Raw genomic sequence first — 25,835 nt, 5'->3', positions numbered from 1 at the left:
CGGCAGCTTTTGCGGCAGCTTTTGCGGAACCGCGACGCGGCTCGCTGCGCTTCGTTAGGATGAGCGCCATGTCCACAGCTTCTGCTCAAGCATTGCCACACGATTTGCGTTCCGCCAGTTGGCGTCCGGTGATCATCACCGGTTTGTCCGGTGGCGGATTGTCCACCGCAGCGAAAGTATTCGAGGACAAAGGTTTCTTCGTTTCTCAGAATCTGCCACCCCAGTTAATTCTAGAGCTTGTGGACCTTGCAGCAGCGGACGATTCCCCAGTGGAACGGCTGGCGGTCGTGTCGGACGTGCGCGCAGACCGGTTCAACGGTTCATTGGCCGACACCCTTGAGGGGCTCCGTCGACGTGGTTACTCACCGTTCGTGCTGTTTCTTGAGGCGCGTGACGATGTGCTGATCCGCCGATTCGACTCCGTGCGGCGCACGCACCCGCTGCAGGGCGATGGTACCTTGCAGGACGGCATCGATCGCGAACGCGAGGAAATGGAAGGCATCCGTTCGGCCGCAGATGTCATCATCGACACGTCCAATTTGTCTGTGCACGACCTACGCCGCGCTGTTGAGGCATCGGTCGGCGAGCTGCCGGTGGAGCGTCAACACGTCACTATTGAGTCTTTCGGATTCAAGCATGGTTCGCCACGTGACGCTGATCTGATCATTGATGTGCGATTCCTACCCAACCCATATTGGGTTGAGGAGCTGCGCGACTTCCGCGGTATCGACGCACCTGTAGCAGACTATGTCCTGTCGCAGGATGGTGCGAAGGAATACGTGGACCATTTCGTTGATCTGTTGTCGAGCACGTTGAAGGGCTACCGCCACGAAGGTAAGGACTTCATCACTGTGGGCGTTGGCTGCACAGGTGGGCACCACCGCTCGGTTGCGGTCGCAGAAGCGATCGGGAAGCGACTGCGACAGCAGGGCCAAGTTGATGTCAATGTCATCCACCGTGATTTGGAGAAGCACTAATGCGCGCGACTGATCCCGCGGCGATGACGTACACATGCCTCGGGGGAGGGCATGGGCTCTACCAGACGCTCACGGCCGCGCGCGTTGCCGGCGCAGCTCGTATTAACGCTGTGGTGACAGTTGCCGATGACGGCGGCTCGTCGGGCCGCCTGCGTCGCGAGATGGAGATTGTTCCTCCGGGAGATCTCCGCATGGCGCTGGCAGCGCTTACCGACGACAGCGGGGACGGCGCAATGTGGCGCGACACGCTCCAGCACCGCTTCGGTGGGCATGGCGCAATGGCTGGACACGCCTTGGGAAACTTGATCATCGCCGGACTTGCGGAGCGCCTTGGTGACACACAAGCGGCGCTGGACCAGGTTGGCAAATGGACCGGCTCCCAGGGACGAGTCATTCCAGTGAGCCCACAACCCCTCGACATTGAAGCTGATGTTGCAGGGCTTGACGACGACCCACGGGTGCTGCGCTCTGTACACGGCCAAGTCGCCGTTGCGACGACACCGGGCACTGTGCGCCGTGTGCGGCTGACTCCGTCCGAACCGCCAGCGAGCCGGGACGCCATCCAGGCGATCATGGACGCGGATCTGGTCACCATTGGGCCTGGTTCGTGGTTTTCCTCTGTGATCCCGCACCTGTTGGTGCCTCAAGTGCGCGATGCGTTGAACGAGACCGAAGCGAAGGTGGTTGTGGTACTCAACCTCTCCCCAGAAGCAGGGGAGACCCATGGTTTTACCACCGAGCGTCATATTCATGTCTTTGCGCAACACGCCCCCAACCTGCGGGTTGATTGCTTCCTGGCGGACAGCGACATGGTGACTACGCAAGGCGAACGTGAAAACGTCCGCCGTGCGGCGGAACGGCTCGGCGCGGACGTCGAATACCGCTCCTTACGTGTCGAAGGCGACGATGGTGTGAAGGGCAACCTTCATGATCCGTTGAAGCTTGCTGCTGCGCTCAAGGACCTCTCGACGAGCAGCTAAGAGCAGCAAGCTACACTGCTCCGGGTTAAAGGGGGCGATGAAAGGACGGAAACATTGGCGCTTACGGGCAAGGTGAAAGAAGAGCTACTCGCCGTATCTTGTGGTACCACCGAGGCTCGGGCGGCGGAAGCCACCGCGCTTATTCGTTTCGCCGGCTCGATCCAGCCTTCCGATAACGGTCTGGCCATCGTCGCAGAATTCGGCGAGAAGCCGGTGGCGGTGAGGCTCGCGGAATCCATTCAAGAACTCTGCTCAGTTCAGCCTGCCATCGAGACCGTACCCCCTGCCCAAGGCAGTAAAGACACCACGTATGTCGTTCGGGTGGAACGTGACGTGGCTGATGTCATCCGCCGGCTGAAGCTTGTGACAGCGTCTGGTCACCCGGTGGTTGGTATGCCGCGACAGGTGATTTCAGGATCAATGGCCGGCGTTGAGGCAGCTTGGCGTGGCGCGTTTCTCGCGCGAGGAAAGCTGATGGAGCCTGGCCGTACCGCGACCCTTGAAGTGGCGTGCCCGGGCCAGGAAGCTGCGCTCGCACTCGTTGGGTTGGCCCGTCGTCTGTCGGTGACCGCGAAGACCCGTGAAACCCGAGGTGTGGAGCGAGTGACTATCCGCGACGGCGAGACCATCGGAATCCTGCTGAGTCGTATGGGGGCACCACTGACCCGCCTGGAGTGGGACCGCAAGCGCGCGGCGAAGGCTGTGACAGCGAAGGTAAACAACCGCTTGGCTACCTTCGATGACGCCAATACTCGCCGTTCGGCGCAGGCTGCAGCAGCTGCTGCAGCTCGGGTGGAGCGTGCGATGGACATTCTTGGCGACGATGTTCCTGAGCACCTTGCGGAAGCGGGCTACCTCCGCGTGGAACACCGCCATGCTTCACTCGAGGAACTTGGTCGTTTGGCTGACCCGCAGATGACCAAGGACGCCGTTGCAGGACGTATTCGACGACTGCTGTCGCTCGCTGATCGTCGAGCAGCCGAGATGGGAATCCCGGACACACACGGAGTGGAAACGGCTCCGAATCCTGTGAATTCAGATTAACGCCCAGAACGTGTTCGGAATCACAGTTTCCTCTGGGGTACATGAGATGCCCTGAGCGGGCGGTATTTTCCCCAGGGGGAGTGGGGGTGCTGAGGTGTCGTGGTGTGGGAAACCACATTCAGAATCGGCACGGCGGGGGAATGCTCCCCCTGGTTGCGGGGAGGGGGCCTTGGGGCGAATTTGCGCCCTGCAGGCTGTGAGAGGCGCAGATACACTGGCTTGCGTACGAGGTTTTCTACAACCATCGAGGAGAAAATACAGTGACTACGCGCATTGGCATTAACGGTTTCGGTCGTATCGGACGTTCCGCGCTCCGCATCATCGAGGACGAGTACAAGGGCGAGCTCGAAGTCGTCAAAATCAATGACTTGACGAACAATGAGACTCTCGCACACTTGCTGAAGTACGACACGGCCTACGGCCAGTTCAAGCACGACATCGAGTACGACGACCACTCGATCTCTATCGATGGCCGCCGTATTGAGGTCTCCGCTGAGAAGGACCCGGCAAACCTCGCCTGGGGTGACCTGGATGTTGACATTGTGCTGGAGTGCACCGGCGTATTCCGCAAGGGGCCGGAGGCTCAGGCGCACATCGATGCCGGCGCGAAGAAGGTCATCATCTCCGCACCGGGCAAGGAAGTTGATGGCACCTACGTGTGGGGCGTGAACCACGCCGACTACACGGGCAAGGAGAACATCATCTCCGCGGCATCGTGCACCACGAACTCGCTCGCGCCGGTTGCGAAGGTCCTCGACGAGGCGTTCGGTATCGAGCGTGGCCTGATGACCACCATCCACGCTTACACAGGTGACCAGCGGATCCAGGATGCTCCGCACAAGGACCTGCGTCGCGCCCGCGCGGCAGCGCAGAACATCGTTCCGACGACCACCGGTGCAGCTAAGGCTGTGGCGCTCGTGCTCCCGAGCCTTGAGGGCAAGCTCGATGGCTTCGCAATGCGTGTGCCGACCATCACCGGTTCCGCCACCGACCTCACCGTGACCCTGGGCAAGGATGTCACTGTCGAGGAGGTCAATGCGGCAGTGAAGAAGGCTGTGGAGGACAGCGAGTTCGGCCAGGCGCTGAAGTACACCGAGGACCCGATCGTCTCTTCCGACATCATCGGTGACCCGCACGGCGCTATCTTCGACGCTGGCATGACTCGCGTCATCGACGGCAACCTAGTCAAGATCATCTCGTGGTACGACAACGAGTGGTCTTACACCGCCCAGTACATCCGTCTGACCAAGCTGGTCGCGGACAAGCTCTAAGTTATGGCACCCCCGGGTCCGTGGCGCTTCCAGCGCGGCGGACCCGTTTTTCATACGATGGGATGCGTTCACCGAACTAAAAGGAGAGACCCCTTGACTAAGAACTTGCAGCAGCTTCTCGACGAAGGCGTCGACGGCCGCCACGTCCTCGTTCGTTCCGACTTCAACGTTCCGCTCGACGAGAACGGCAACATCACCGATGCCGGTCGCATTGACGCGTCGCTGCCTACGCTGAAGGCGCTTCTCGACGGCGGCGCGAAGGTCATCGTTATGGCACACCTCGGCCGCCCGAAGGGCGAGGTGAACCCGAAGTTTTCTCTCGCACCGGTTGCAGAGGCACTGTCGGAACGTCTCGGGCAGTTTGTCCCGCTGGCAGGCGACGTCAGTGGCGAGGACGCCCACGAGCGTGCCAACGGCCTGACCGAGGGCGAGATTCTGCTCCTGGAAAACGTTCGTTTCGATCCGCGCGAGACTTCAAAGGACGAGGCGGAGCGCGCGGAGTTCGCAGCTGAGCTCGCTGCGTTGGCGGCTGACAACGGCGCGTTCGTCTCTGACGGTTTCGGCGTTGTGCACCGTGCCCAGGCGTCCGTGTACGACGTTGCGAAGAAGCTGCCGGCGTACGCAGGCTTCCTCGTCGATAAGGAAGTAGAGATCCTGTCTGCGGTCAAGGACAAGCCAGAGAACCCCTACATTGTGGTGCTCGGTGGCTCGAAGGTGTCCGACAAGCTCGGTGTGATCGAGGCGCTTGCAGAGAAGGCAGACAAGATCATCATCGGTGGTGGCATGTGCTTCACCTTCCTTGCGGCCCAGGGCCACAACGTGCAGAAGTCGCTGCTGCAGGACGACATGATCGATACCTGCAAGGAGCTCATCGCACGTTTCGGCGAGAAGCTGCTTCTGCCGGTTGATGTCGCTGCGGGTGCTGGGTTTGACAAGGACACCGAGAAGAAGGTCGTCGGTCTGGATGAGATTCCGGAGGGCTGGATGGGCCTGGATATCGGACCGGAGACCGCAAAGAACTACGCCGAGGCAATCAAGGGCTCCAAGACGGTGTTCTGGAACGGCCCCATGGGTGTGTTTGAGTTCCCGAACTTCGCCGACGGCACCAAGGCAGTGGCTGAGGCAATGATCGCAGCGACGAAGGACAACGGTTCCTTCACGGTTGTCGGCGGCGGCGACTCGGCGGCATCCGTGCGCACTCTGGGCCTCGACGAAGAGGGCTTCTCCCACATTTCGACCGGCGGTGGCGCTTCCCTCGAATTGATTGAGGGTAAGGACCTGCCTGGCGTTTCTGTTCTGCAGTAAGGAGGTCTATCCATGGCACGTACACCACTCATCGCGGGCAACTGGAAGATGAACCACGATCACCTTGAGGCGATCCAGAGCGCGCAGAAGCTTGTCTTCGCGTTCCCGAAGGATGGTTACGAGGTAGTCGATATCGCCCTGACTGTCCCGTTCACAGACCTTCGTTCAATCCAGACGTTGGTGGAAGGCGACAAGCTCCAGATCACCTACGGCGCGCAGGACGTGTCTGAGCACGACAACGGCGCGTACACCGGCGACATTTCTGCCGCGATGCTGGAGAAGCTCGGCTGCACCTGGGTGGTCGTCGGCCACTCGGAGCGTCGCGAGTACCACGGCGAAACCAATGAGCAGGTCGCTGCCAAGGCGAAGAAGGCCCTTGAACACGGCATCACGCCAATCGTCTGCGTCGGCGAGCCACTCGAGGTCCGCGAGGCGGGCGACCACCTCGACTTCGTGGTCAAGCAAACGCGTGAGTCGTTAGCTGGTGTGGATGCGTCCAAGGTCGTCATCGCCTACGAGCCCGTCTGGGCAATCGGTACTGGCAAGGTAGCCTCCGCCGCGGACGCCCAAGAGGTCTGCCACGGCATCCGTGAACTTGTCCGTGAGCTTGCGGGCGACGACGCAGCCGATCAGGTCCGCATCCTCTACGGCGGTTCGGTGAAAACGGACACCGTCGCAGAGATCGTGGGCCAGCCCGACGTCGACGGTGGACTCGTCGGCGGCGCCTCCCTGGATGGCCAGGAGTTTGCGAAGCTTGCCGCCGCTGCCGCGAACGCGTCGATGTAAGGTCCCACCAGAAAGTGGTGTAGGCTCAACAGAGTTTGCACCAATGTGATTTGGAAAGGTATCGCAGATGGCTCTTGCTCTCGAGATCGTGCTGGTGATTTCGGCGATCCTCATGACCGTGTTCGTCTTGCTGCACAAAGGCAAGGGCGGCGGTCTGTCCAGCCTCTTCGGTGGCGGTGTTCAGGCGAACCTGTCCGGCTCCACCACCGTGGAGCGCAACCTGGACCGCGTGACCGTGCTGATGGCGATCATCTGGATCGCCTGCATCATCGGTCTGAACCTGATCCAGACGTTCGCGTCCTAACAGCGAATTAGTTCAACGGTCCTGCTGCATCATCGGTGATGCGCAGGACCGTTTCTTTACGCCCAACTGCGCCGGCGACCGGCCAATCCTGAGCTGCCGTAACACCGTCACCTGCGTGGGAGGCAGCCTCGGCTTTCTCTGCGCCGGAAACGAGCAACCACACACGGTCGGCTGACTGGACCGCAGGCAGGGTCAGGGTTGCCCGCTCGGCTGGTGGCTTGGGGGAGTCAGTAACCGTGACGACCATGGCATCATGTTCGCGCACGGCGCTGGTGTGAGGGAACAGCGAGTTGATGTGACCCTCGCCGCCCATACCGAGCAAGTGGAGGTCGAAGCCATCCGGCGCAAACTCCGCTAAGGCTGCTTCATAACGCGCTACCGCGGCATCCATGGGCCCACCGTCCAACCCGTAGCCGTGGATGTTCGCTTCGGGTATGTCGACATGGTCAAGCAACGCCTCCCGGGCCTGGCCCTCGTTGGACTCGGGGTGGTCTACCGGTACGTTGCGTTCATCGCCGAAAAACACGTCTACGTTTGCCCAGTCGATCGCTTCGGTGCGCAGACGTCGCAGGAGAGCGATGCCCGCGGTTCCGCCGGTCAGTACCACTCGAGCGCGGCCGTCGCCAGAGCGCTGAGCGTCGCGGATGGCGGCCGCAACGTCGGCGGCGGTGTCGTCGATAAGAGCCTCGAGATTCGGATAAATCATGCGTGTCGTACCTTTCCTAAGCCGTTCAAAGCGTTGCCGTAGATGGCATCGGGACCGAGGTGGCGAAGTTCTTCGGCAAGACATTCGGCGTCAGTGCGCTCACCCATTGCGACGCGCGAGTCAGCCATGTCTGGTACCGAAATGCGTACCGTGTACTCACCCTCAGCAACGACTTCAACATCGCCGCCGTCAGTGTGGATGATGGTGTGGGCGATGGGGAAGCCGGAGATATGCTCATCGCAACGTGTTACCTCCACATCGAGGCTGTCAGCGAGCCAGCCGGCCGCAAGATCCACGCTGGGGTCTCCAGGAGCACCGGCGACCTCTGCACCCGTGATTGTGTGCTCAGGGAACCGGTCAAGCGCCGAAGCGAGAATTCCCCTCCAGGGAGTGATTTGAGACCACAACATATCGGAATCGCCGGGCGTATAGCCTGCCGCCAACTCCGCGAGCGATCCATCGCGGCTCGCACCACGAATGTTGGTAATGCGACGTTGCGCAATGTGTCCCAACTGATCTTCGGCGGGCCGTTTTGGAGCAGCGCCTGGCCAATATGAGACAACGGGGGTGTCGGGAAGCAGAAGGGGTGTCACCACCGCACCGAGGTGCTGCGTCAATTCCCCGCGCAGATGCATGACGACGACCTCGGAGGCGCCTGCGTTGGACGCAACCATCACTTGGGCGTCGAGACGCGATTCCTTAGCCGGGTCGCCGGAGACCAGCACGAGTACACGTGCTGGGTGCTCGAAAGAGGCGTCCCGGAGGGTGGACAAGGTGTCGTCGAGAAGCTCGCTGTCTTCATCTACCGCAACCAAAAGCGTCAGGACGCGACCGGTAGCTAGCGAATGGCTCTCGCGCACGCGTGCGAGTGACGTCTCAATCAGTTTCGTGGTGGTGTTAGGAAGATCGATGATCATACGTCGAACCCTTTCTGCTCCGTTACGGACGACGCCACGCCCGGCCCTCGCGGGCAAGCATCTCATCAGCGGACGCAGGACCCCAGGTGCCTGCCTCATAGTCTTCAGGGGCGCCATGTTCCGCCCAGTAGTCCAACACCGGATCCAGAATCTGCCAACTGCGCTCCACCTCGGCGTTGGTGGGGAACAGGCTGGACTCGTCAAGCAGCGCATCAAGGATGAGACGCTCGTACGCCTCTGGGGACTGTTCCGTGAACGCCTCCGAGTAGTGGAAATCCATGTTCACGTCCCGAAGCTCCATACCCGCACCAGGGACCTTCGAACCGAAGCGCATGAGAACACCTTCGTCGGGCTGGACGCGGATGACCACTGCGTTGTTGGTCAGCAAATCCGTCTGGCCTTCTGTAAACGGCTGGTACGGGGGTTGTTTGAAGACAAGCGCGATTTCGGTCACCCGTCGGCCTAGGCGCTTGCCGGTGCGCAGATAAAACGGCACACCAGCCCAGCGTCGCGACGCGATTTCTAGCGTGCATGCTGCGTACGTCTCAGTTGTCGAATTCGGATCGAATCCGTCTTCCTCCCGCAGCCCTACGACGCGTTCAGAGCCCTGCCAACCCGCGGTGTACTGGCCGCGTGCCGTCGTCTCAGAGAACGGGCCGACAGCGGTGGTGGCACGAAGCACCTTAAGCTTCTCCGCGCGTAGCTGCCGTGGCGAGAACGATGTCGGCTCCTCCATGGCAACCAACGCGAGCAGTTGAATCAGGTGGTTCTGGATAACATCGCGCGCTGCGCCGATGCCGTCGTAGTAGCTCGCCCGACCACCGAGGCCGATGTCCTCGGCCATGGTGATCTGCACATGGTCGATGTAGTGCGAGTTCCACACGGGCTCGAAGAGCTGGTTAGAAAAGCGCAGGGCCAAAATATTTTGGACGGTTTCTTTGCCCAGATAATGGTCGATGCGGAACACGGAGCGCTCGTCGAACACGGCGCCTACCACCTCGTTGAGCTGGTGCGCTGACTGCGCGTTGTGCCCAAATGGCTTCTCGATGATCACGCGCCGCCACTCGCCTTCACCTGCGTGGGCCATACCACTGCGATCAAGTTGGTGGATCACATCCGCGAAAAAATCGGGAGGTACCGACAGGTAGTACGCCCAGTTGCCAGCAGTGCCGCGTTCCGCGTCGCTGCGTTTCAACGTGGCCGCAAGGACGTCGAAGGCGTCGTCGTCATCAAAGTTGCCCTTGACAAACTGAAGACCTTCAGCGAGGCGCTGCCACACATTCTCATGAAAGCTAGTGCGCGCGCCCGCATCGATTGCTTCACGGACATAGGCCTGAAAATCAGCCTGTGTCCAGTCCCTCCGCCCGTAGCCGACGAGCGTGAACCCGCCGGGGAGCAGACCGCGATTCGCTAGATCATAGATCGCGGGAAGAAGCTTTTTGCGGGCCAGATCGCCGGTCACACCGAAGATAACCATGCCGGAAGGTCCGGCGATCTTGGGCAGCCGCTTGTCCTCAGGGGAACGGAGTGGGTTAGTCACATTAGGCGAGTTTAGCTTTCATCGAATCGAGCAGCTCCTGCCACGCGTCCACAAACTTCTCTACGCCTTCGCGCTCTAGCGTGGCGACGACATCCTCAACGTCAATGCCAACCTCACGCAGCGCCGCAAACACCTCGCGGGAGACAGCTTCGGTGCCGGTGAGCGTGTCGCCGTGCACACCGCCATCCGCGAGCGCCGCGTCAAGAGTCTTCTCCGGCATCGTGTTTACAGTATCCGGTCCGGCCAGCTCCGTGACGTACATCGTCGCAGGGTACTCAGGGTTCTTCACACCCGTTGACGCCCAGAGCGGACGCTGCTTGTTCGCGCCGTTAGGCAGTTCGTCGATGAGCTCCGCCTCGAACTCCTTTTGGAACAGTGCATACGCCAAGCGGGCGTTCGCAATGCCTGCCTTGCCACGAAGCGCGAGAGCCTCGTCGGTGCCGATGACCTCGAGGCGCTTGTCCACCTCGCTATCCATACGGGATACGAAGAACGATGCCACCGAATGGATAGCGCTGACATCGTGGCCGTTCGCGGCAGCCTGACGGATGCCTTCCTTGTACGCGTCGATGACCTGCTGGTAGCGCTCTACCGAGAAGATCAGCGTCACATTGACCGAAATGCCTTCAGCGAGGGCGGCGGTGACGGCCGGAAGCGACTCGTCGGTCGCGGGAATCTTGATCATCAAGTTCTCCCGGTCGACCTGGTTCCAGAGCTCCTTTGCCTGCGCGATGGTCTTTGCCTCGTCGGCTGCGTAGCGAGGATCTACTTCAATGGACACGCGACCGTCCTTGCCACCCGTTGCCTCGAACGTATCGCGGAACAGGTCGCACGCATCTTGAACGTCCTTGACGCTCATTGCGTAAACCGCTGCATCAGCAGCAGATCCAGCAGCCTTCAACTCGGCGAGTTGCTCGTCGTAGTGTGTGCCCGAGCTCATCGCCGCAGCGAAGATCGCCGGGTTAGTGGTTACGCCGACAATCGATTTCGATGCCTTCACTTCAGCGAGGTTGCCGGTAGCAATGCGTTCACGCGACAGGTCATCCAGCCACGTTGACGTGCCTACGTTGTACAGATCGTCGATAGCAGTCATGCACTCCTACTTTCCGTCGCCGCGGGTTGGTTCGGACTCGGTGTCGCCAACACGCTGGCTCGTTGGCACGCTGCGGTTATCTCGCACGCATGCAAGAGTCTCGCGGGCGACGCGGACAACGTTGTCGGTGGTGAAACCAAAGCGTTCGAAGAGCTCCGCGCCCGGGGCAGAAGCACCGAAGTGCTCCAGCGACACAGCGCGGCCGAACTCGCCGAGGAAGCGGAACCACGGCATGGAGGTTGCTGCCTCGACAGACACACGGGCCTTGACCTCGCGAGGCAAAACAGCGTCGATGTAGTCGTCGTCCTGTTCCATGAACCAATCAATGGACGGCACGGAAACCACACGCGTTGCGGTGCCATCTTCCTCGAGCACCTTGGCGGCCTCAACCGCGTACTGCACCTCGGAGCCGGTCGCCATGATGATCAGGTCCGGAGTCTCCTTCGAACCCTCGACCAGGACGTAAGCGCCGCGGGCGACACCGTCGAACGCCTTCTCCTTGGTGCCCTCGAGCACCGGCAGGTTCTGGCGCGACAGGGCCAGGGCCTTCGGCTGTTCCTTCGCCTCGAGTGCGGCGATCCACGCAGCAGAAGTCTCGTTCGCATCTGCCGGACGAATCACGGCAACGTCCGGGATGGCGCGCAGCGCAGCCAGAGTCTCCACCGGCTGGTGAGTTGGGCCGTCCTCGCCGAGGCCGATCGAGTCGTGCGTAAACACGTAGTAGCCATCGATGCCGGACAGTGCGGCAACGCGGATGGCGGGGTAGAGGTATTCAGAGAAGATGAGGAAGGTGCCACCGTATACGCGAGTACCACCGTGCAAGGCAATGCCGTTCATGACAGCGCCCATCGCGTGCTCACGAATACCGAAGTGGAGGTTGCGGCCGTACGGGTTCGCCGTGAACATCTCCGTAGAGATCGACTCAGGACCGAACGACGGCTCGCCCTTAATGAGGGTGTTGTTGGAACCAGCAAGATCCGCAGAACCGCCCCAGAGCTCAGGCAGCATAGCGGCCGCAGCCTGGATCGCAGCTTCAGAAGCCTTTCGGGTAGCTAGGCCCTTGGCATCCGGTTCCCAAGTGGGGAAGTCCTTCTTCCAATCCGCAGGCAGCTCACGAGCAGTGAGGCGATCCAGCAGCGCCTTGCGTTCCGGGTTTGCCGCAGCCCAGGCGTTGAACTTCTCATCCCACTGGGCACGCTTTTCGGCTGCGCGCTCACGCAGCTTGCGGGTGTGGTTGATCACGTCGGCTTCCTCAGGGAAGTGAACGTCGGTATCGAAGCCGAGTTCAGCCTTCACCGCAGCTACCTCGTCCGCGCCGAGAGCTGCGCCGTGGATCGCACCAGTGTTCATCAGGTTCGGGGCCGGGTAGCCGATGACGGTCTTCACACGGATAATGGTCGGCTTCGTGGTCTCGGCCTTCGCCTCTGCGACGGCTGCTTCGATTGCCACGACATCCTCGCCCGACTCGACGGTCAGCGTCTGCCAACCGTAGGCCTCGTAACGCTTCATCACGTCTTCGGTGAACGCGATTTGGGTGTCGTCCTCAATGGAGATCCGGTTGTCGTCCCAGAACAAGATGAGGTTGCCCAGCTGCTGGGTACCTGCAAGCGAAGATGCCTCTGCGGTAACGCCTTCTTGGAGGCAGCCGTCGCCGGCGATGACATAGATGTAGTGATCGAACGGGGACTCGCCAGCAGGCGTCTCAGGGTCGAAGAGGCCGCGCTCTCGTCGAGAAGCCATTGCCATGCCCACAGCGGAGGCAAGGCCCTGGCCGAGTGGACCCGTAGTGATCTCCACATGGTCCGTGTGGTTGTACTCCGGGTGCCCCGGCGTCTTTGCACCCCAGGTGCGCAGATCCTTCAAGTCCTGCAGCTCGAGGCCGAAACCACCGAGATAAAGCTGGACGTACTGGGTCAACGACGAGTGGCCGTTGGACAAAACGAAACGGTCGCGGCCAACCCAATCCTTGTCGGACGGGTCAACATTCATCACACGCTGGAACAGGGTGTAGGCGAGCGGCGCCAGGGACATCGCCGTACCCGGGTGTCCGGACCCGCAGTTCTCCACCGCGTCGGCCGCCAGCACGCGGGCAGTATCAACTGCACGGGTGTCAGTATCGGTCCAATCCGACGGGTAGTTGCGGACAGTCATGGCTTGCAGCTCGGGTGGCAGCGTCACTTCATTCCTCGCTTAAGTTGAGTCTGATGAGGTCTCCCAAGAGCATACTGCGTGACCCTTATGGCGTGTTCGATTCGTGCCTACAGTGGGGGAACGGCTACCATCGTCCAAAGGTATGAGTGCCCTGCGCCACCTGAAGAATAAAAAGGAGAGAGTTGTTGGAGACCATTAAGGCATATTTCGCGTTGACGAAGCCGAGGGTCATTGAACTACTCCTGGTCGCCGCAATCCCGGCGATGCTCCAGGCTGACCGCGGCGAAGTTCACGTTTGGCTCGTCCTCGCAACTCTCCTCGGAGGCTGGATGGGCGCCGGCGCCGCAAACACGTTCAACATGGTGGCCGACTACGACATCGACCAGAAGATGGGGCGTACGCGCGCCCGCCCGCTGGTCCGTCACAAGATCACCAAGCTAAAGGCCGCCATCTTTGCATGGGCACTGCTGATCATCAGTGTGCTGTGGCTTGGTTTGCTCTGTAAGTCCTGGTTGGCGGCGTTCTTCATCATCTTGACCAACGCGTTCTACATCTTCGTCTACACGAAGTGGCTCAAGCGCCGCACGTGGCAAAACGTGATTTGGGGCGGCGCGGCTGGCTGCATGCCGGTGCTCGTCGGTTGGGCCGTGATCCGCGACAACGTCACCGACGGAACGCCAGACCACTGGTGGCAGGCCATCGTGATGTTCCTGATCATCTTCTTCTGGACGCCACCGCACACCTGGGCGCTAGCAATGAAGTACAGGGAAGACTACGCGCGTGCGAATGTGCCGATGCTGCCGGTGGTGGCCTCGCCAGAAGAAACCAGCCGTCAGATCGTGCTGTACTCCTGGCTGACCGTCATTGTCTCGTTTGGCCTCGTGCCGGCTGCGTCGTGGATTTACCTCGTGATTGCCGTGGTATCCGGTGTCGCATTCCTCGTCATGGCGACCAAGCTGCACAACGGCATCGTCCGTGGCGAGAAGGTCAAGCCGCTAAAGCTGTTCATCTTGTCGAACAACTACCTCGCGGCCCTGTTCCTCGGTCTGTCCTTTGACGCCGTGCTTGGCTGGGAGACTATAGGAGAACTGCTCTTTTAATCCCGCTCGATCTTGAGCACCACAGAACCTGTGGTCTTACGCGCCTGCAGATCCTCATGGGCTTTGCGGGCGTTCTTGAGCTCATACGGCGGGTGGACGCGCATCCGGACGGTACCGTCCTCGATCGCACGGACAACTGCCTGTGCGCGCATGAGGAACTCCTCGTCTGTGGCAACGTAGTGCTTCAGCGAGGGGCGGGTGAGGAACAGCGCTCCGTGCTGGTTCAACTCTTGAATCTTGAACGGCTCCACGTCGCCCGACGCGGAACCGAAGGAGCACACGAGGCCGCGCGGACCTGTGACCTCAAGGGCAAACTGGAAAGTGTCCCTGCCAACGCCGTCGTAGACCACGTTGACGCCCTTGCCACCGTTGGCTTCCTTGATTTCCTCTGCGAGAGCGGAGCCCTTGTCTCCGTATCGGAACACCTTGGTCGCTCCGGCTTTGTACGCGAGATCCTCTTTCTCGTCACTCGAAACAATCGAATAAACCGTGGTTTCGAGCGCCGCAGCCATCTGGGTCAGGATAAGGCCGACGCCACCGGCGCCAGCAGTGATGACCATGGTGTCTCCCGGCCTGGTATCTCGAACACCGTGGAGAAGGTAGTGCGAGGTCATCCCCTGTAGAAGCATGGATGCCGCGACCTCGGGCTGCACGCCTTCCGGCACTGCGACGAGACGGTTGCGGTCGACGGCAACCTTTTCTGCGTAGGACCCTGGAGCGTCGTGCCAAGCGACGAGCGTACCCGGCGCGATTTCCCCCAATGGGTCGTCGACCACTCGGCCGCAACCTTCGGTGCCGGGGATGTAGGGAGGCTCAGAGGCGTACGTTCCGGAGCGGAAGTACGTGTCTATGTAGTTGACGCCGGCATAGTCGACGTCGACAAGCAATTGCCCCTCGCCTGGAACGGGATCGGCGATCTCGGTGTATTCGAGTACCTCCGGGCCGCCATGTTTGGTAACAAGAATTGCCTTCATGTCACACTAGCGTAGGCAAACGACGCTTTCCGTGTGCGAAAAGGAATGCACTAAATGCCACGACCGTTGATGACATGCCGATGTGGACTGGGATTGTCCAGCGTGGAACACCCATCCTGAACTGGATGACGCCGATGGCCCACTGCACAAAAATCAATGCAATGAGCACCCAGACGGTTCGTTTTGCGTCTGCAGGGGCATCAGAGCGGCGCAAGATGAAAGCGACGACGAAGGTTGCGATGAGGTAGACGTACATGCAGATGGCGTGGACATAGGCGAGCATCCGGGTGTCGAGGTCGAGACGACCTTCCATGCCAACACCGGAATCACCCGAGTGTGGACCCGAGCCGGTAACCATAGTGCCGGTAACGAGGACAAAGCAGAGCGCGACGGCGGCGATGACGGTCCAGGTCTGAGCATGCGCGGGGAAGCGGCGCGTCGGATCGGCCGCATCGGTTTCTGCGATGCGCATGTAGAGCACTGCCGCAACCCACACGAGCAGCATCGACGGCAGGAAGTGCACCGCGACGGACCACCATTGCAGGTCGAGGCGTACTGAAATGCCGCCGATGACGGCCTGGACAACAACGCCGAGGAAGGAAACCCAAGCCATCGTCTTGATTGCGTCGCTGCGCTTCGCTTTGTATACCGCAATTAGGACAAGGACTGCGGCAGCGGCGACGACGAAGGCGAGCAGGCGGTTACCAAACTCGATTGTCTGGTGAATCCAAGGTGCAGCGCCCGCAACCGGCACGAGTGAGCCCTCGTGGCACAGCGGCCAGGTGTCGCAACCGAGACCGGAACCCGTCACGCGGACAAGCGAGCCGGTGACCGTAATGCCACCTTGGCAGATGAGCAGCACCATGCCGAGAACGCGCTGCAGGTGAAGTGAGGGATCTTGCCAGGCCTCTTTGAAGCGGCTTTGGGACTTTGGTTGGGCAGTGGTGGTCGACAAAACTTCTCCAACTTTCGGATGAATAACGGCTTGAGTGTATCGCGGTTAGTCGTCAAAGCGGAACAGGCGCACCGCCCCGATGATCGCTAGGACAGTCCATACTGCGAGCGAGACCCAAGCCGACACGTTAAAACGCAGGTCAACAGCATCTGCCAATGCACCGGCTAGCGCGACCGTGGGCACAGCATTCCATACACCGGCACTAGAAAGGTCTCCGGAATAGACCACCCATCCAACGATGCCCATGAACGCAATCCAGATCAGGTTTGCCAGCGCAAGGACTATCTCGGAGCTCAACGTGCCGCCCATCAGTAGTCCCATGGCGGTAAACGCCGCCACGCCGAACAGTAGGGTAATCAGGCCGAATCCAGCGCCTGCGACTGAGACTCGCCAGCCCAGGTACAGGGCAATCGCGCCGAGGACGACGATCTGTACCAAAACGGTGGCGAGAACACCGAAGATTTTCCCGGCGACAATGGTCCATGGTGGCACGCCCGAGGCGCCCACGCGCTTGAGCGCTCCGTATCGACGATCAAACGCAAGGGCAATCGCCTGGCCCGTGAAGCCAGCCGAGGTAGCAGCAACAGCAAACACCATCGGAACGAGTGCGTTGAAGTCGGTGTCGTCGCCAAACATCGGCATGTGCGTGGCTGCGATGAGCACCGCAGCAGGGATGATGAGGTTGACGAGGAGCTGTTCGCCGTGGCGCAGCATCAGCCTTGCTTCAACGCGGCCTTGTGCCAGTGCCATCTGTGCAAGTGATGCACGTTGCGGGTTCGGCGTGAAAATACCAGGGGTAAGAGCTCGGTCGGTGGTCTGGGCTTGCGTGGTCATTGCGTTAGCTCCTCAACTCTCGTCCGGTGATATCCAAAAAGACGTCCTCAAGGTCGCGGTGCGACATCGACAAATCCCGGATCAGCACGTTTTGCTGGGCAGCACTTCGCGCAAGCGCTTCGATGACGGCCGGGGAACCGGCGCCAAGAATTCGGTAGCGCTGAGAGCTGACTGCCTCGGCGGTAATGTCGAGCGCTCGGAGTTCGTCGTTAAGCAGGTGCACATCGAGCTTACGGTCCGTGCGGACAGCAACAACCGGGTACTCCTCATGACTGGTCAACTCCGCTGGGGAGCCTTGGGCGACGAGTTTGCCATGGTCAATGATCGCAACGTCGTCGGCGAGCGTTTCCGCTTCGTCCATCAAGTGGGTGGTAAGGAGCACAGTGGTGCCGTCACGCTTCATCGCCTGGATGATGTCCCATACTGCGAGGCGCGACTGGGCATCCATGCCTGCGGTGGGTTCGTCGAGGAAGATGAGTTCCGGGCGACCAATCATCGCGAGCGCGAGCGACAGTCGCTGCTGTTGGCCACCCGACAGGCGGCGGTACGTGGTCTTCGCTACGCCTTCAAGCCCGAGCAGCTCGATAAGCCAGTCCGGGTCGTGAGGATTGGTGTTGTACCGCGCAGCGAGCTGCAGGATCTCGCGAACCTTTAACGACGCATAGGATCCGCCCCCTTGCAGCATGATGCCGATGCGGTCACGGACCTTCTGCGGTTGCGTGACAGGGTCGATGCCAAGCACCCGGATAGACCCGGAGGTTGGTGTGGTAAACCCCTCGCACATCTCAATCGTCGTCGTTTTGCCGGCACCATTCGGGCCGAGCAGTGCTAAAAGTTCACCACGTCGCGCGGTAAACGTCAGTCCGTCGACAGCCCGCTTTTCGCCGTACTCCTTGACGACATTGTCGACTTCAAGAGCAAGATCACTCATGGCCGATCAGTCTAGCCCGCGGCCCCGCCAGTACCGGAAACCCAACCAGGCAACGAGCACCAACGCAGCGAACGCAACAGCAGCTGACCCGTAGATTGTCACCACAGCAAACGGCGGCAGTGCCAGCCCGCGCGGGAGCACGAGGAAGCTAAAAACCGCGCTATAAGACGCCACAATCACCCGGAAAAAGAACCGGTTCGCCCAGGCCGCTAGCGGCAAGATCGCCCAGAGCGGATACCAGGGGTGCACCACCGGGAACAGGATCACGAGCACCAGCATGGATACGCCGAGCCCGCCGACGGGGTGGATCGTGCCTTTAAACGTTGCCCACAACATTCGCACCGCGAACGCCGCCGCGACGGCGAGCCCTGCGCCACGCGTAATGACGAGTATCGCCTCGGTCTGATCGCCGAGTCCCAGCAGCATCCCAATGAATCCACTGATGACGCCGATGTCGGTGGTCAGCGAGAGCCAACTGCGTATCGACGCAGCACCGCCCTGTCCCGTCACCCACCCGAACCCGATGCCGGTACCGAGGGAGACGAGTGTGATCGTCGCTAAGAAAATAAGCGTTTGCACGGCGACTGCCCGCGCAATGGAGCGCACCGTAGAGACTCCCCTGAGGTGAAAACTGCGCGCGAGCGCCATGCCAATAAACCCCAGCGGGATGAACCCGGTCACCTTCACCAACCCCGCACAGGAGAGGAGGGCGCCCGATGCTATCAGGATGATCCAAGTACGGAAGGTTGCATCGCCAGTTCGGATCGGATCGACTGCTCTGAGCCCGAGCTCGAGGCCGACGAGGACGAAGCCGACCAGTAACGCCTCGTTGTGAATACCTCCGACCAGGTGCAGGATGGTCAGTGGGTTGAGCAGACCGAGCCACAGCGCAGCCGCGGCGTTGACGCCACACCGTTGCGCAAGGGCGCGCAGCCCCCACGATGCTGCGAGCAATCCCGCGACAGAAAGCACACGGTGCAGGAAGACCCCCCAAAACACTGCATCGGCGGTAACAATGGAAATTAACGCCGCGATGCCCAGTGCTACCGGCCCGTACGGGCTTGGAGAGTGCGCCCAAATGAACGGCACAGACCTGGCCAGTGGGTGGTCGACGCCGAGGATTTCTACTGGCCCGGCGGCGTACGGATCAAGCCCCATGCGCACAATCGCGCCGTTAGCCAAATAAGAATAAATGTCCTGAGTGAACAGGGGAGCTGTCAACATGAGTGGCAGCACCCATGCGACGAACGTGCGCTGCAGCGCCGGTGCTCCGATGCGTGGTGCGTGCCCACCTGCACCGACAAACGGCGCCATAAGCAGCCATGATGCGACAAGCATGCCCACGCCGATGAGCACGATGGCGTTAGAAGCCAGCATCATTCGACTCATGGTGGCCCCAAAGGGGAAGGCGAACCACGGATTATCGACGACTGGGAGCGCCCCGGCACCTAAACCACCGAGCGCGATGAGACACGCGCCCAGGGCTCCGAGCCAGCGCAAAATGAAAAACCGGTCCCGCTCCCGGTAAGACGGTTGTGGAATGGACGAACCACCATCAAACCCGGGCGACGGATTGTGCAGTTCCGAGGAACGCGAACCGGGCCGCCCCATGTGGGGAAACTCCGCAAGGACCGCACGGCCAGGGCGCCGCAGATGCGGCAATCTCGGCGAGCGGGGAGGCTGGGCAGTCACGTCGCTAGAGCTTACTTGGTGCGCGCCACGCCAAGGAGACCCGCTTCGGCGGGAATAATTACGACACACTAGTGTTGTGTAAAGGCGAGCAGAGAGCCAAGGAAAGGGGTTGCATGGTGGCAGAGAAAGACACTGCATACCGCGCGAACGGAACAACCCGTTCGCAGGTGATGTCTATCCTGCTCAAACAAGGGCCCGTTGCGGCGGCCGAAATCGGCACCGAGCTTGGACTTTCGCCCGCCGGCGTACGACGCCATCTGGACAAACTCGTTGAAGAAGGGATGGCAGAAACCTGCCCGCCGCGTGCGGTAGCAGGGGATCAGGCATCCCGCGGCCGTCCGGCAAAGCACTTCCAGCTCACCGTCAAGGGCAGGGAAGAGTTCGGTACGAGCTACGACACCATCGCACTTGAGGCCGTTGATGTGATTGAATCTATCGGCGGCGAGGAAGCGGTGCGTGAATTCGCTCGCAGGAGGGCCGAACGCATCTTCGCAGATGTCCAGACTGGTGCTGACAGTGACGACCCGGAAGCAGCAGTGCAAGCTGTTGCTGCCGCGCTCGAAGCCCACGGATACGAGCCCACCGTCAGGCGTACGCCAGCAGGTATCCAACTGTGCCAACACCACTGTCCAGTCTCCGCGGTAGCGGCTGAGCATCCAGAATTGTGCGAGGCGGAACACGAGGCCATTGCGCGCATCGTCGATACGCATGTGCAACCGCTCGCCCTTATTGTGGACGGACACGGCATCTGCACGACTAACATCCCTCTCGCCCCAAAGGCGGGAAACGAAACGAAAGGAGCGGCTGACAATGACTGAAGCAAAGCCAACGCCAGGTCTTGAAAAGCCGATGAACGACGACGAGATCATCGAGTCCATCGGCGCTTACAACTACGGCTGGCACGACTCCGATGTTGCCGGCGCATCCGCGCGACGCGGCCTCAACGAGGACGTTGTCCGCGACATTTCCGGCATCAAGGAAGAGCCGGAATGGATGCTGAACCAGCGTCTCAAGGCGCTCGAGATCTTTGAAAAGAAGCCGATGCCGACCTGGGGCGCAGACCTCTCCGGCATCGACTTTGACAACATCAAGTACTACGTCCGCTCCACCGAGAAGCAGGCGACCTCCTGGGAAGATCTGCCGGAGGACATCAAGAACACCTACGACAAGCTGGGCATCCCCGAGGCAGAGAAGCAGCGCCTCGTTGCAGGCGTTGCAGCACAGTACGAGTCCGAGGTTGTCTACCACCAGATCCGCGAGGACCTGGAGGAAAAGGGTGTCATCTTCGTCGATACTGACACCGCGCTGCGTGAGCACGAGGACCTGTTCAAGGAGTACTTCGGCTCCGTCATTCCGGCCGGCGACAACAAGTTCTCCGCGCTGAACACCGCAGTGTGGTCTGGTGGCTCCTTCATCTACGTCCCGCCGGGGGTCCACGTGGACATCCCGCTGCAGGCCTACTTCCGCATCAACACGGAGAACATGGGCCAGTTCGAGCGCACCCTCATCATTGTCGACGAGGACGCGTACGTGCACTACGTCGAGGGCTGCACCGCCCCGATTTACAAGTCGGACTCGCTGCACTCCGCCGTGGTGGAGATCATCGTAAAGAAGGGTGGTCGCTGCCGCTACACCACCATCCAGAACTGGTCGAACAACGTCTACAACCTGGTCACCAAGCGTGCCAAGGCTGAAGAGGGCGCGACCATGGAGTGGGTCGATGGCAACATCGGCTCCAAGGTGACCATGAAGTACCCGGCTGTCTGGATGACCGGCGAGCACGCCCGCGGTGAGGTTCTTTCTGTCGCATTCGCAGGTGAGGGCCAGTTCCAGGACACTGGTGCGAAGATGACGCACATGGCGCCGCACACGTCGTCGTCGATCGTGTCTAAGTCCGTCGCCCGAGGTGGTGGCCGCGCTGCCTACCGTGGCTTGGTTCAGGTCAATACCAATGCGCACGACTCCGCATCTAACGTTGAATGCGACGCGCTTTTGGTCGACAACATTTCCCGCTCGGACACGTACCCCTACAACGACATTCGTAACGACCGCGTCACGCTCGGGCACGAGGCGAAGGTGTCGAAGGTTTCCGAGGACCAGCTGTTCTACCTCATGTCCCGTGGCATCGCCGAGGAAGAGGCAATGGCAATGATCGTGCGCGGCTTCGTCGAGCCGATCGCCAAGGAGCTACCTATGGAGTACGCCCTCGAGCTGAACCGTCTCATCGAGCTGCAAATGGAAGGATCGGTGGGCTAAATGTCTGAAACCGTCAAGAACGCCACCACACACAACAACAAGGGCGACCTGTACTCCTCCTTCAATGTCGAGGATTTCGAGGTTCCAGGCGGCCGCGACGAAGTCTGGCGCTTCGTCTCCCTACGTCGCCTGCGCGGCCTGCACAACGGCCAGTTTGCGCCGCAGGCTCCCGCCCAGATCACAGTTGACGCTCCGTCTGAGGTCACCGTTGAGCAAGTTGCGCTTGACGACGACCGCGTGACCGCCGCCGGAGCCCCCGTCGACCGCATCGCCGCCCAGGCGTGGACCTCCTCCGAAAACGCCACCCTGGTATCGGTGCCAGCAAACGTCGAGCTCAACGACACAATCACCATCACTGTGACCGGTGCAGGCGCAGACGTCACGACGTTTGGCACCATCGTTGTCGAGACCGGCGCGAACTCCGGCGCAACCGTGCTGGTGCGCTACGAGGGCTCCGGCACTCACGCCGACAACGTCAACTGGGTCATCGGTGAGGGCTCCCGCGTCAATGTCGTCATCGACGCCGAATGGGATCTTGATGCAGTACATGTTGGCCAGCAGGCGATCGTCGTCAAGCGCGATGCAACCCTGCGTCACCATGTCGCAACCTTTGGCGGCGAGGTCGTGCGAATCTCCCCACGCGTGTCCTTCGAGGCACCGGGCGGCGACGCTGAGCTGACCGGCGTGTACTTCGCCGATGCGGGCCAGTACATTGAAAACCGCCTGCTCGTCGATCACGGCGTACCGAACTGCCGCTCCAACGTGCTCTACAAGGGCGCCCTCCAAGGCGACAAGGCCTCCGGCTTGCCCGAGGCCCGCACCTGCTGGGTCGGCGACGTACTCATCCGCGCCGAAGCGCAAGGCACCGACACTTACGAAACCAACCGCAACCTGGTGCTTACCGACGGTGCACGCGCCGACGCGATCCCGAACCTGGAAATCGAAACCGGCGAAATCGCAGGAGCAGGCCACGCAGCAACCGTCGGCCGCTTCGACGACGACCAGCTGTTCTACCTGCGCTCCCGCGGTATCCGCGAGGAAGACGCCACCCGTCTGATCATCCGTGGCTTCTTTAACGAGGTCCTCAACCAGATCCCAATCGAGTCGGTCCGTGAAGACCTCATCGCCCGCGTCGCCGGCGAACTCGAGCGCAACGAAAACTAAAAGGAGCTTCTATGTCCACCCTCGAAATTAAGAACCTGCACGCCAACGTCCTTCCCTCCGAGGAAGGCCAGGAGCCGAAGCCCATCCTCAAGGGCGTCAACCTGACCATTAAGGGCGGCGAAACCCACGCCATCATGGGCCCCAACGGCTCTGGCAAGTCCACCCTTGCCTACACCTTGGCCGGCCACCCGAAGTACGAGGTAACCGAAGGCGAGGTTCTCCTCGACGGCGAGAACATCCTGGAGATGGATATCGACGAGCGCGCACGCGCAGGCCTCTTCCTCGCCATGCAGTACCCGGTCGAGGTCCCAGGCGTGTCCTCCTCGAACTTCATGCGCTCCGCTGTCACCGCAGTGCGCGGTGAGGCTCCGAAGCTGCGCGAGTGGGTTTCCGAGCTCAACGCAGCGCGCGAGGCACTCCAGATGGATGCGTCCTTCTCCGAGCGTTCCGTCAACGAAGGCTTCTCCGGTGGCGAGAAGAAGCGCCACGAGGTCATGCAGCTTTCCCTGATGAAGCCGAAGTTCGCCGTTATGGACGAGACCGACTCCGGCCTTGACGTCGACGCGCTTCGCATCGTCTCCGAGGGCATCAACCGCTACCAGGACGAAACCGGTGGTGGAGTGCTCATGATTACGCACTACAAGCGCATCCTGAACTACGTCAAGCCGGACTTCATCCACGTCTTCGCGGACGGCAAGATCGTCAAGACCGGCGATGCTTCCCTCGCTGATCAGCTAGAGGCCGAAGGCTACGAGAAGTTCATCTAATGACGCTCGACGTATCTGCAATCCGGCAAGAGTTCCCGATCCTGGGGCGCACCGTGCGCGGCGGAAAGCCGTTGGTGTACCTGGATTCGGGGGCGACGTCGCAACGCCCGCAGCGGGTATGGGACGCCGAGCGTGATTTCGTACTCGGCTGCAACGCCCCCGTGCACCGCGGTTCATACCTTCTCGCAGAGGAGGCGACCGATGCATACGAAACGGCGCGCGAGGCGATCGCGGCGTTCGTAGGCGCGCGTAACGACGAGATCGCGTTCACCAAAAACGCCACCGAAGCCCTGAACTTGGTTGCGTACGTCCTGGGTGACTCGCGGGCGGGCTCGCTCGCGGTCGGGCCCGAGGACACGATCGTGATCACCGAGCTTGAGCACCACGCGAACCTGGTGCCATGGCAGGAGCTCGCCCGTCGCACAGGCGCGACGTTGAAGTGGTACAAGATGACCCCGGACGGGCGCATCGACCTCGACTCGCTCGAGCTCGACAACTCCGTCAAGGTGGTCGCCTTTACCCACCAGTCAAACGTCACCGGTGCGGTTGCAGATGTCGAGGAGATGGTGCGCCGCGCAAAGGCTGTCGGGGCTCTCACCGTGCTCGACGCTTGCCAATCCGTGCCGCACATGCCGGTCGATTTCCACGCCTTGGACGTCGACTTCGCTGCCTTCTCCGGGCACAAGATGTGCGGCCCCAGTGGCGTGGGCGCGGTGTACTCCAAGCACCTCAACGAGCTGCCGCCGTTCTTGACCGGTGGCTCCATGATCGAGGTCGTGCGCATGGAGGAATCCACCTTCGCTCCCGCACCGCAGCGCTTCGAGGCGGGGACCCAAATGACCTCGCAGGTTGTCGGGCTCGGCGAGGCAGTGCGTTTCCTCACCGAGATCGGAATGGACGAGATCCAAGCCCACGAGCATGAGCTCACCGCGTACGCCCTGGAGCAGATGCAGGCAATTGATGGGCTGCGCATTGCTGGCCCGCTGACGGCTGAGAATCGCGGTGGCGCGATCTCGTTTACTGTCGACGGTGTCCACCCGCATGACTTGGGTCAGGTGCTCGACTCTGAAGGCGTTGCGATTCGCACCGGCCACCACTGTGCGTGGCCAGCGCACCGCGGCCTCAATCTGCAGTCGACCTCCCGAGCCAGCTTCTACCTGTACAACACCCTCGACGAGGTTGATACCTTGGTGTCGTCGATTAGCAAAGCGAAGGAGTTTTTCGCGCGATGAACCTCGAATCCATGTACCAGGAAGTCATCCTGGATCATTACAAAAACCCGCAGCATGCCGGGCTTCGCGAGCCATACGAGGCGGAGGTGCACCACGTCAACCCGTCCTGTGGCGACGAGCTGACCCTGCGCGTGCACCTGTCCGAAGACGGCTCCACCGTCGAGGACGTTTCCTACGAAGCCGTGGGGTGTTCCATCTCGCAGGCTTCGACTTCCGTGATGGCTGAGGAGGTCATCGGGCTGCCGGTTGCTGAAGCAATGAAGAAGCTCGAAGCTTTCGACGAGATGATCACCTCCCGCGGCACCGTCGAAGGCGACGCGGAGATGATCGGCGACGGAGTCGCCTTCGCGGGCGTTTCCCAGTTCCCGGCTCGTGTGAAGTGCGCGCTGCTCGGGTGGAAAGCATTCCAGGCCGCAACGTCTGATGCGTTAGAAGAAAAGGAGTAACTGTGACCGAATCGAACAAGCAGTCCGAGCGACCACAGCAAACCGAAGAGCAACTCAAGCTGGTCGGTGAGGTTGAGGAATACCTCCACGACGTCATCGACCCGGAGCTGGGCATCAACGTTGTTGACCTCGGCTTGGTCTACGACATCTGGATCGAGGAGCGCGAGGGTAAGACCGTCGCGGTGCTCAACATGACCCTTACCTCGCCGGCGTGCCCGCTGACCGACGTGATCGAGGAGCAGGCCACCTCAGCCGTGGTTTCGAACACTGCCGTCGACGACCTCGAGCTCAACTGGGTCTGGATGCCGCCGTGGGGCCCACAGTTCATCACGGAAGAGGGACGCGAGCAGTTGCGCGCGCTCGGGTTTGCTGTGTAGAGACCTACAAAAGTCAGAAGCTCCCCCGTACCG

Annotated in this window: 25 protein-coding genes; 15 read left to right on the top strand and 10 right to left on the bottom strand. The window is 61.1% G+C overall.

Annotated elements, in window-relative coordinates; all coding sequences use genetic code 11:
* Positions 1-68 precede the first annotated feature (68 nt).
* From rapZ to secG, 7 genes are all read left to right on the top strand, one after another.
* Positions 69-977 (top strand): RNase adapter RapZ, encoded by a 909-nt coding sequence (gene rapZ, locus CCOY_RS06800; protein ID WP_070615004.1) that lies wholly within the window; start codon positions 69-71, stop codon positions 975-977.
* Complete coding sequence (locus CCOY_RS06795; RefSeq protein ID WP_092102642.1) at positions 977-1,957, top strand: gluconeogenesis factor YvcK family protein; 981 nt, start codon at positions 977-979, stop codon at positions 1,955-1,957. Before rapZ ends, CCOY_RS06795 begins: the two co-directional genes overlap by 1 nt.
* A 54-nt stretch (positions 1,958-2,011) precedes the next feature.
* Entirely contained in the window at positions 2,012-3,001 is a 990-nt protein-coding gene (gene whiA, locus CCOY_RS06790) for a DNA-binding protein WhiA (protein WP_070839051.1), read from the top strand.
* A gap of 260 nt (positions 3,002-3,261) precedes the next feature.
* Positions 3,262-4,272, top strand: a complete 1,011-nt coding sequence (gene gap, locus CCOY_RS06785; protein WP_070451412.1) for a type I glyceraldehyde-3-phosphate dehydrogenase — start codon at positions 3,262-3,264, stop codon at positions 4,270-4,272.
* Between the two features lie 93 nt (positions 4,273-4,365).
* A complete protein-coding gene (locus CCOY_RS06780; protein ID WP_070770984.1) occupies positions 4,366-5,577 on the top strand; it encodes a phosphoglycerate kinase in 1,212 nt (403 codons plus the stop codon).
* A 12-nt stretch (positions 5,578-5,589) separates the two neighbouring features.
* Positions 5,590-6,363 (top strand): triose-phosphate isomerase, encoded by a 774-nt coding sequence (gene tpiA, locus CCOY_RS06775; protein WP_070484828.1) that lies wholly within the window; start codon positions 5,590-5,592, stop codon positions 6,361-6,363.
* Positions 6,364-6,430: 67 nt separating this feature from the next.
* On the top strand, positions 6,431-6,667 hold the full coding sequence (secG, locus tag CCOY_RS06770) for a preprotein translocase subunit SecG (protein WP_070423126.1): 237 nt from the start codon (positions 6,431-6,433) through the stop codon (positions 6,665-6,667).
* Between the two features lie 7 nt (positions 6,668-6,674).
* Here secG and pgl read toward each other — a convergent pair whose 3' ends face one another.
* Genes pgl through tkt form a run of 5 tightly spaced genes read right to left on the bottom strand, consistent with a single transcriptional unit; the run spans position 6,675 to position 13,074 of the window.
* Positions 6,675-7,373 carry a 6-phosphogluconolactonase gene (gene pgl / locus CCOY_RS06765; RefSeq protein WP_092102639.1) on the bottom strand — a complete coding sequence of 233 codons (699 nt, stop codon included), beginning with the start codon at positions 7,371-7,373 and terminating at the stop codon, positions 6,675-6,677.
* Positions 7,370-8,290, bottom strand: a complete 921-nt coding sequence (locus CCOY_RS06760) for a glucose-6-phosphate dehydrogenase assembly protein OpcA (protein WP_070451416.1) — start codon at positions 8,288-8,290, stop codon at positions 7,370-7,372. The genes pgl and CCOY_RS06760 overlap by 4 nt, the downstream gene beginning before the upstream one ends.
* Before the next feature lie 22 nt (positions 8,291-8,312).
* Positions 8,313-9,830, bottom strand: coding sequence for a glucose-6-phosphate dehydrogenase (zwf, locus tag CCOY_RS06755; RefSeq protein ID WP_092102636.1), 1,518 nt, complete (start codon positions 9,828-9,830; stop codon positions 8,313-8,315).
* Position 9,831: 1 nt separating this feature from the next.
* Complete coding sequence (gene tal, locus CCOY_RS06750; protein ID WP_092102633.1) at positions 9,832-10,923, bottom strand: transaldolase; 1,092 nt, start codon at positions 10,921-10,923, stop codon at positions 9,832-9,834.
* Between the two features lie 6 nt (positions 10,924-10,929).
* Positions 10,930-13,074, bottom strand: coding sequence for a transketolase (tkt, locus tag CCOY_RS06745; RefSeq protein ID WP_092103101.1), 2,145 nt, complete (start codon positions 13,072-13,074; stop codon positions 10,930-10,932).
* A gap of 182 nt (positions 13,075-13,256) precedes the next feature.
* Between tkt and CCOY_RS06740 the strand changes: the two genes are divergently transcribed.
* Positions 13,257-14,174 carry a heme o synthase gene (locus CCOY_RS06740; RefSeq protein ID WP_342027968.1) on the top strand — a complete coding sequence of 306 codons (918 nt, stop codon included), beginning with the start codon at positions 13,257-13,259 and terminating at the stop codon, positions 14,172-14,174.
* On the opposite strand, the gene CCOY_RS06735 is transcribed toward CCOY_RS06740, so the two are convergent.
* The 5 genes from CCOY_RS06735 to mptB are packed head-to-tail and all read right to left on the bottom strand — an operon-like array spanning position 14,171 to position 19,479.
* Positions 14,171-15,148: a quinone oxidoreductase family protein gene (locus CCOY_RS06735; RefSeq protein ID WP_070423132.1), complete on the bottom strand. Its 978-nt coding sequence runs from the start codon at positions 15,146-15,148 to the stop codon at positions 14,171-14,173. The two genes, CCOY_RS06740 and CCOY_RS06735, sit on opposite strands and share 4 nt — an antisense overlap.
* Before the next feature lies 1 nt (position 15,149).
* Positions 15,150-16,103, bottom strand: a complete 954-nt coding sequence (locus CCOY_RS06730) for a COX15/CtaA family protein (RefSeq protein ID WP_244268730.1) — start codon at positions 16,101-16,103, stop codon at positions 15,150-15,152.
* 45 nt (positions 16,104-16,148) lie between these two features.
* Positions 16,149-16,937 carry an ABC transporter permease gene (locus CCOY_RS06725; RefSeq protein WP_092102628.1) on the bottom strand — a complete coding sequence of 263 codons (789 nt, stop codon included), beginning with the start codon at positions 16,935-16,937 and terminating at the stop codon, positions 16,149-16,151.
* 4 nt (positions 16,938-16,941) lie between these two features.
* Complete coding sequence (locus CCOY_RS06720; protein WP_092102625.1) at positions 16,942-17,868, bottom strand: ABC transporter ATP-binding protein; 927 nt, start codon at positions 17,866-17,868, stop codon at positions 16,942-16,944.
* Between the two features lie 6 nt (positions 17,869-17,874).
* Entirely contained in the window at positions 17,875-19,479 is a 1,605-nt protein-coding gene (mptB, locus tag CCOY_RS06715) for a polyprenol phosphomannose-dependent alpha 1,6 mannosyltransferase MptB (RefSeq protein WP_092102623.1), read from the bottom strand.
* A gap of 194 nt (positions 19,480-19,673) precedes the next feature.
* On the opposite strand from mptB, the gene CCOY_RS06710 reads away from it, so the two are divergent.
* The 7 genes from CCOY_RS06710 to CCOY_RS06680 are packed head-to-tail and all read left to right on the top strand — an operon-like array spanning position 19,674 to position 25,802.
* A complete protein-coding gene (locus CCOY_RS06710) occupies positions 19,674-20,378 on the top strand; it encodes a helix-turn-helix transcriptional regulator (protein WP_070423137.1) in 705 nt (234 codons plus the stop codon).
* Positions 20,371-21,816, top strand: coding sequence for a Fe-S cluster assembly protein SufB (sufB, locus tag CCOY_RS06705; protein ID WP_092102620.1), 1,446 nt, complete (start codon positions 20,371-20,373; stop codon positions 21,814-21,816). The genes CCOY_RS06710 and sufB overlap by 8 nt, the downstream gene beginning before the upstream one ends.
* Positions 21,817-22,980 (top strand): Fe-S cluster assembly protein SufD, encoded by a 1,164-nt coding sequence (gene sufD / locus CCOY_RS06700; protein WP_092102617.1) that lies wholly within the window; start codon positions 21,817-21,819, stop codon positions 22,978-22,980.
* 11 nt (positions 22,981-22,991) lie between these two features.
* Positions 22,992-23,747, top strand: a complete 756-nt coding sequence (gene sufC / locus CCOY_RS06695) for a Fe-S cluster assembly ATPase SufC (protein WP_070484815.1) — start codon at positions 22,992-22,994, stop codon at positions 23,745-23,747.
* Positions 23,747-24,979, top strand: coding sequence for a cysteine desulfurase (locus CCOY_RS06690; protein ID WP_092102614.1), 1,233 nt, complete (start codon positions 23,747-23,749; stop codon positions 24,977-24,979). Before sufC ends, CCOY_RS06690 begins: the two co-directional genes overlap by 1 nt.
* The gene (sufU, locus tag CCOY_RS06685; RefSeq protein WP_092102611.1) at positions 24,976-25,425 is read left to right on the top strand and encodes a Fe-S cluster assembly sulfur transfer protein SufU; all 450 of its coding nucleotides are present in this window, start codon (positions 24,976-24,978) and stop codon (positions 25,423-25,425) included. The genes CCOY_RS06690 and sufU overlap by 4 nt, the downstream gene beginning before the upstream one ends.
* A gap of 2 nt (positions 25,426-25,427) precedes the next feature.
* The gene (locus CCOY_RS06680; RefSeq protein WP_092102608.1) at positions 25,428-25,802 is read left to right on the top strand and encodes a metal-sulfur cluster assembly factor; all 375 of its coding nucleotides are present in this window, start codon (positions 25,428-25,430) and stop codon (positions 25,800-25,802) included.
* The last annotated feature ends 33 nt before the right edge of the window (positions 25,803-25,835 follow it).

It is taken from the genome of Corynebacterium coyleae, from assembly GCF_030408635.1.
Lineage (GTDB): Bacteria > Actinomycetota > Actinomycetes > Mycobacteriales > Mycobacteriaceae > Corynebacterium > Corynebacterium coyleae.
This window is presented reverse-complemented; position numbering and strand designations above follow the sequence as displayed.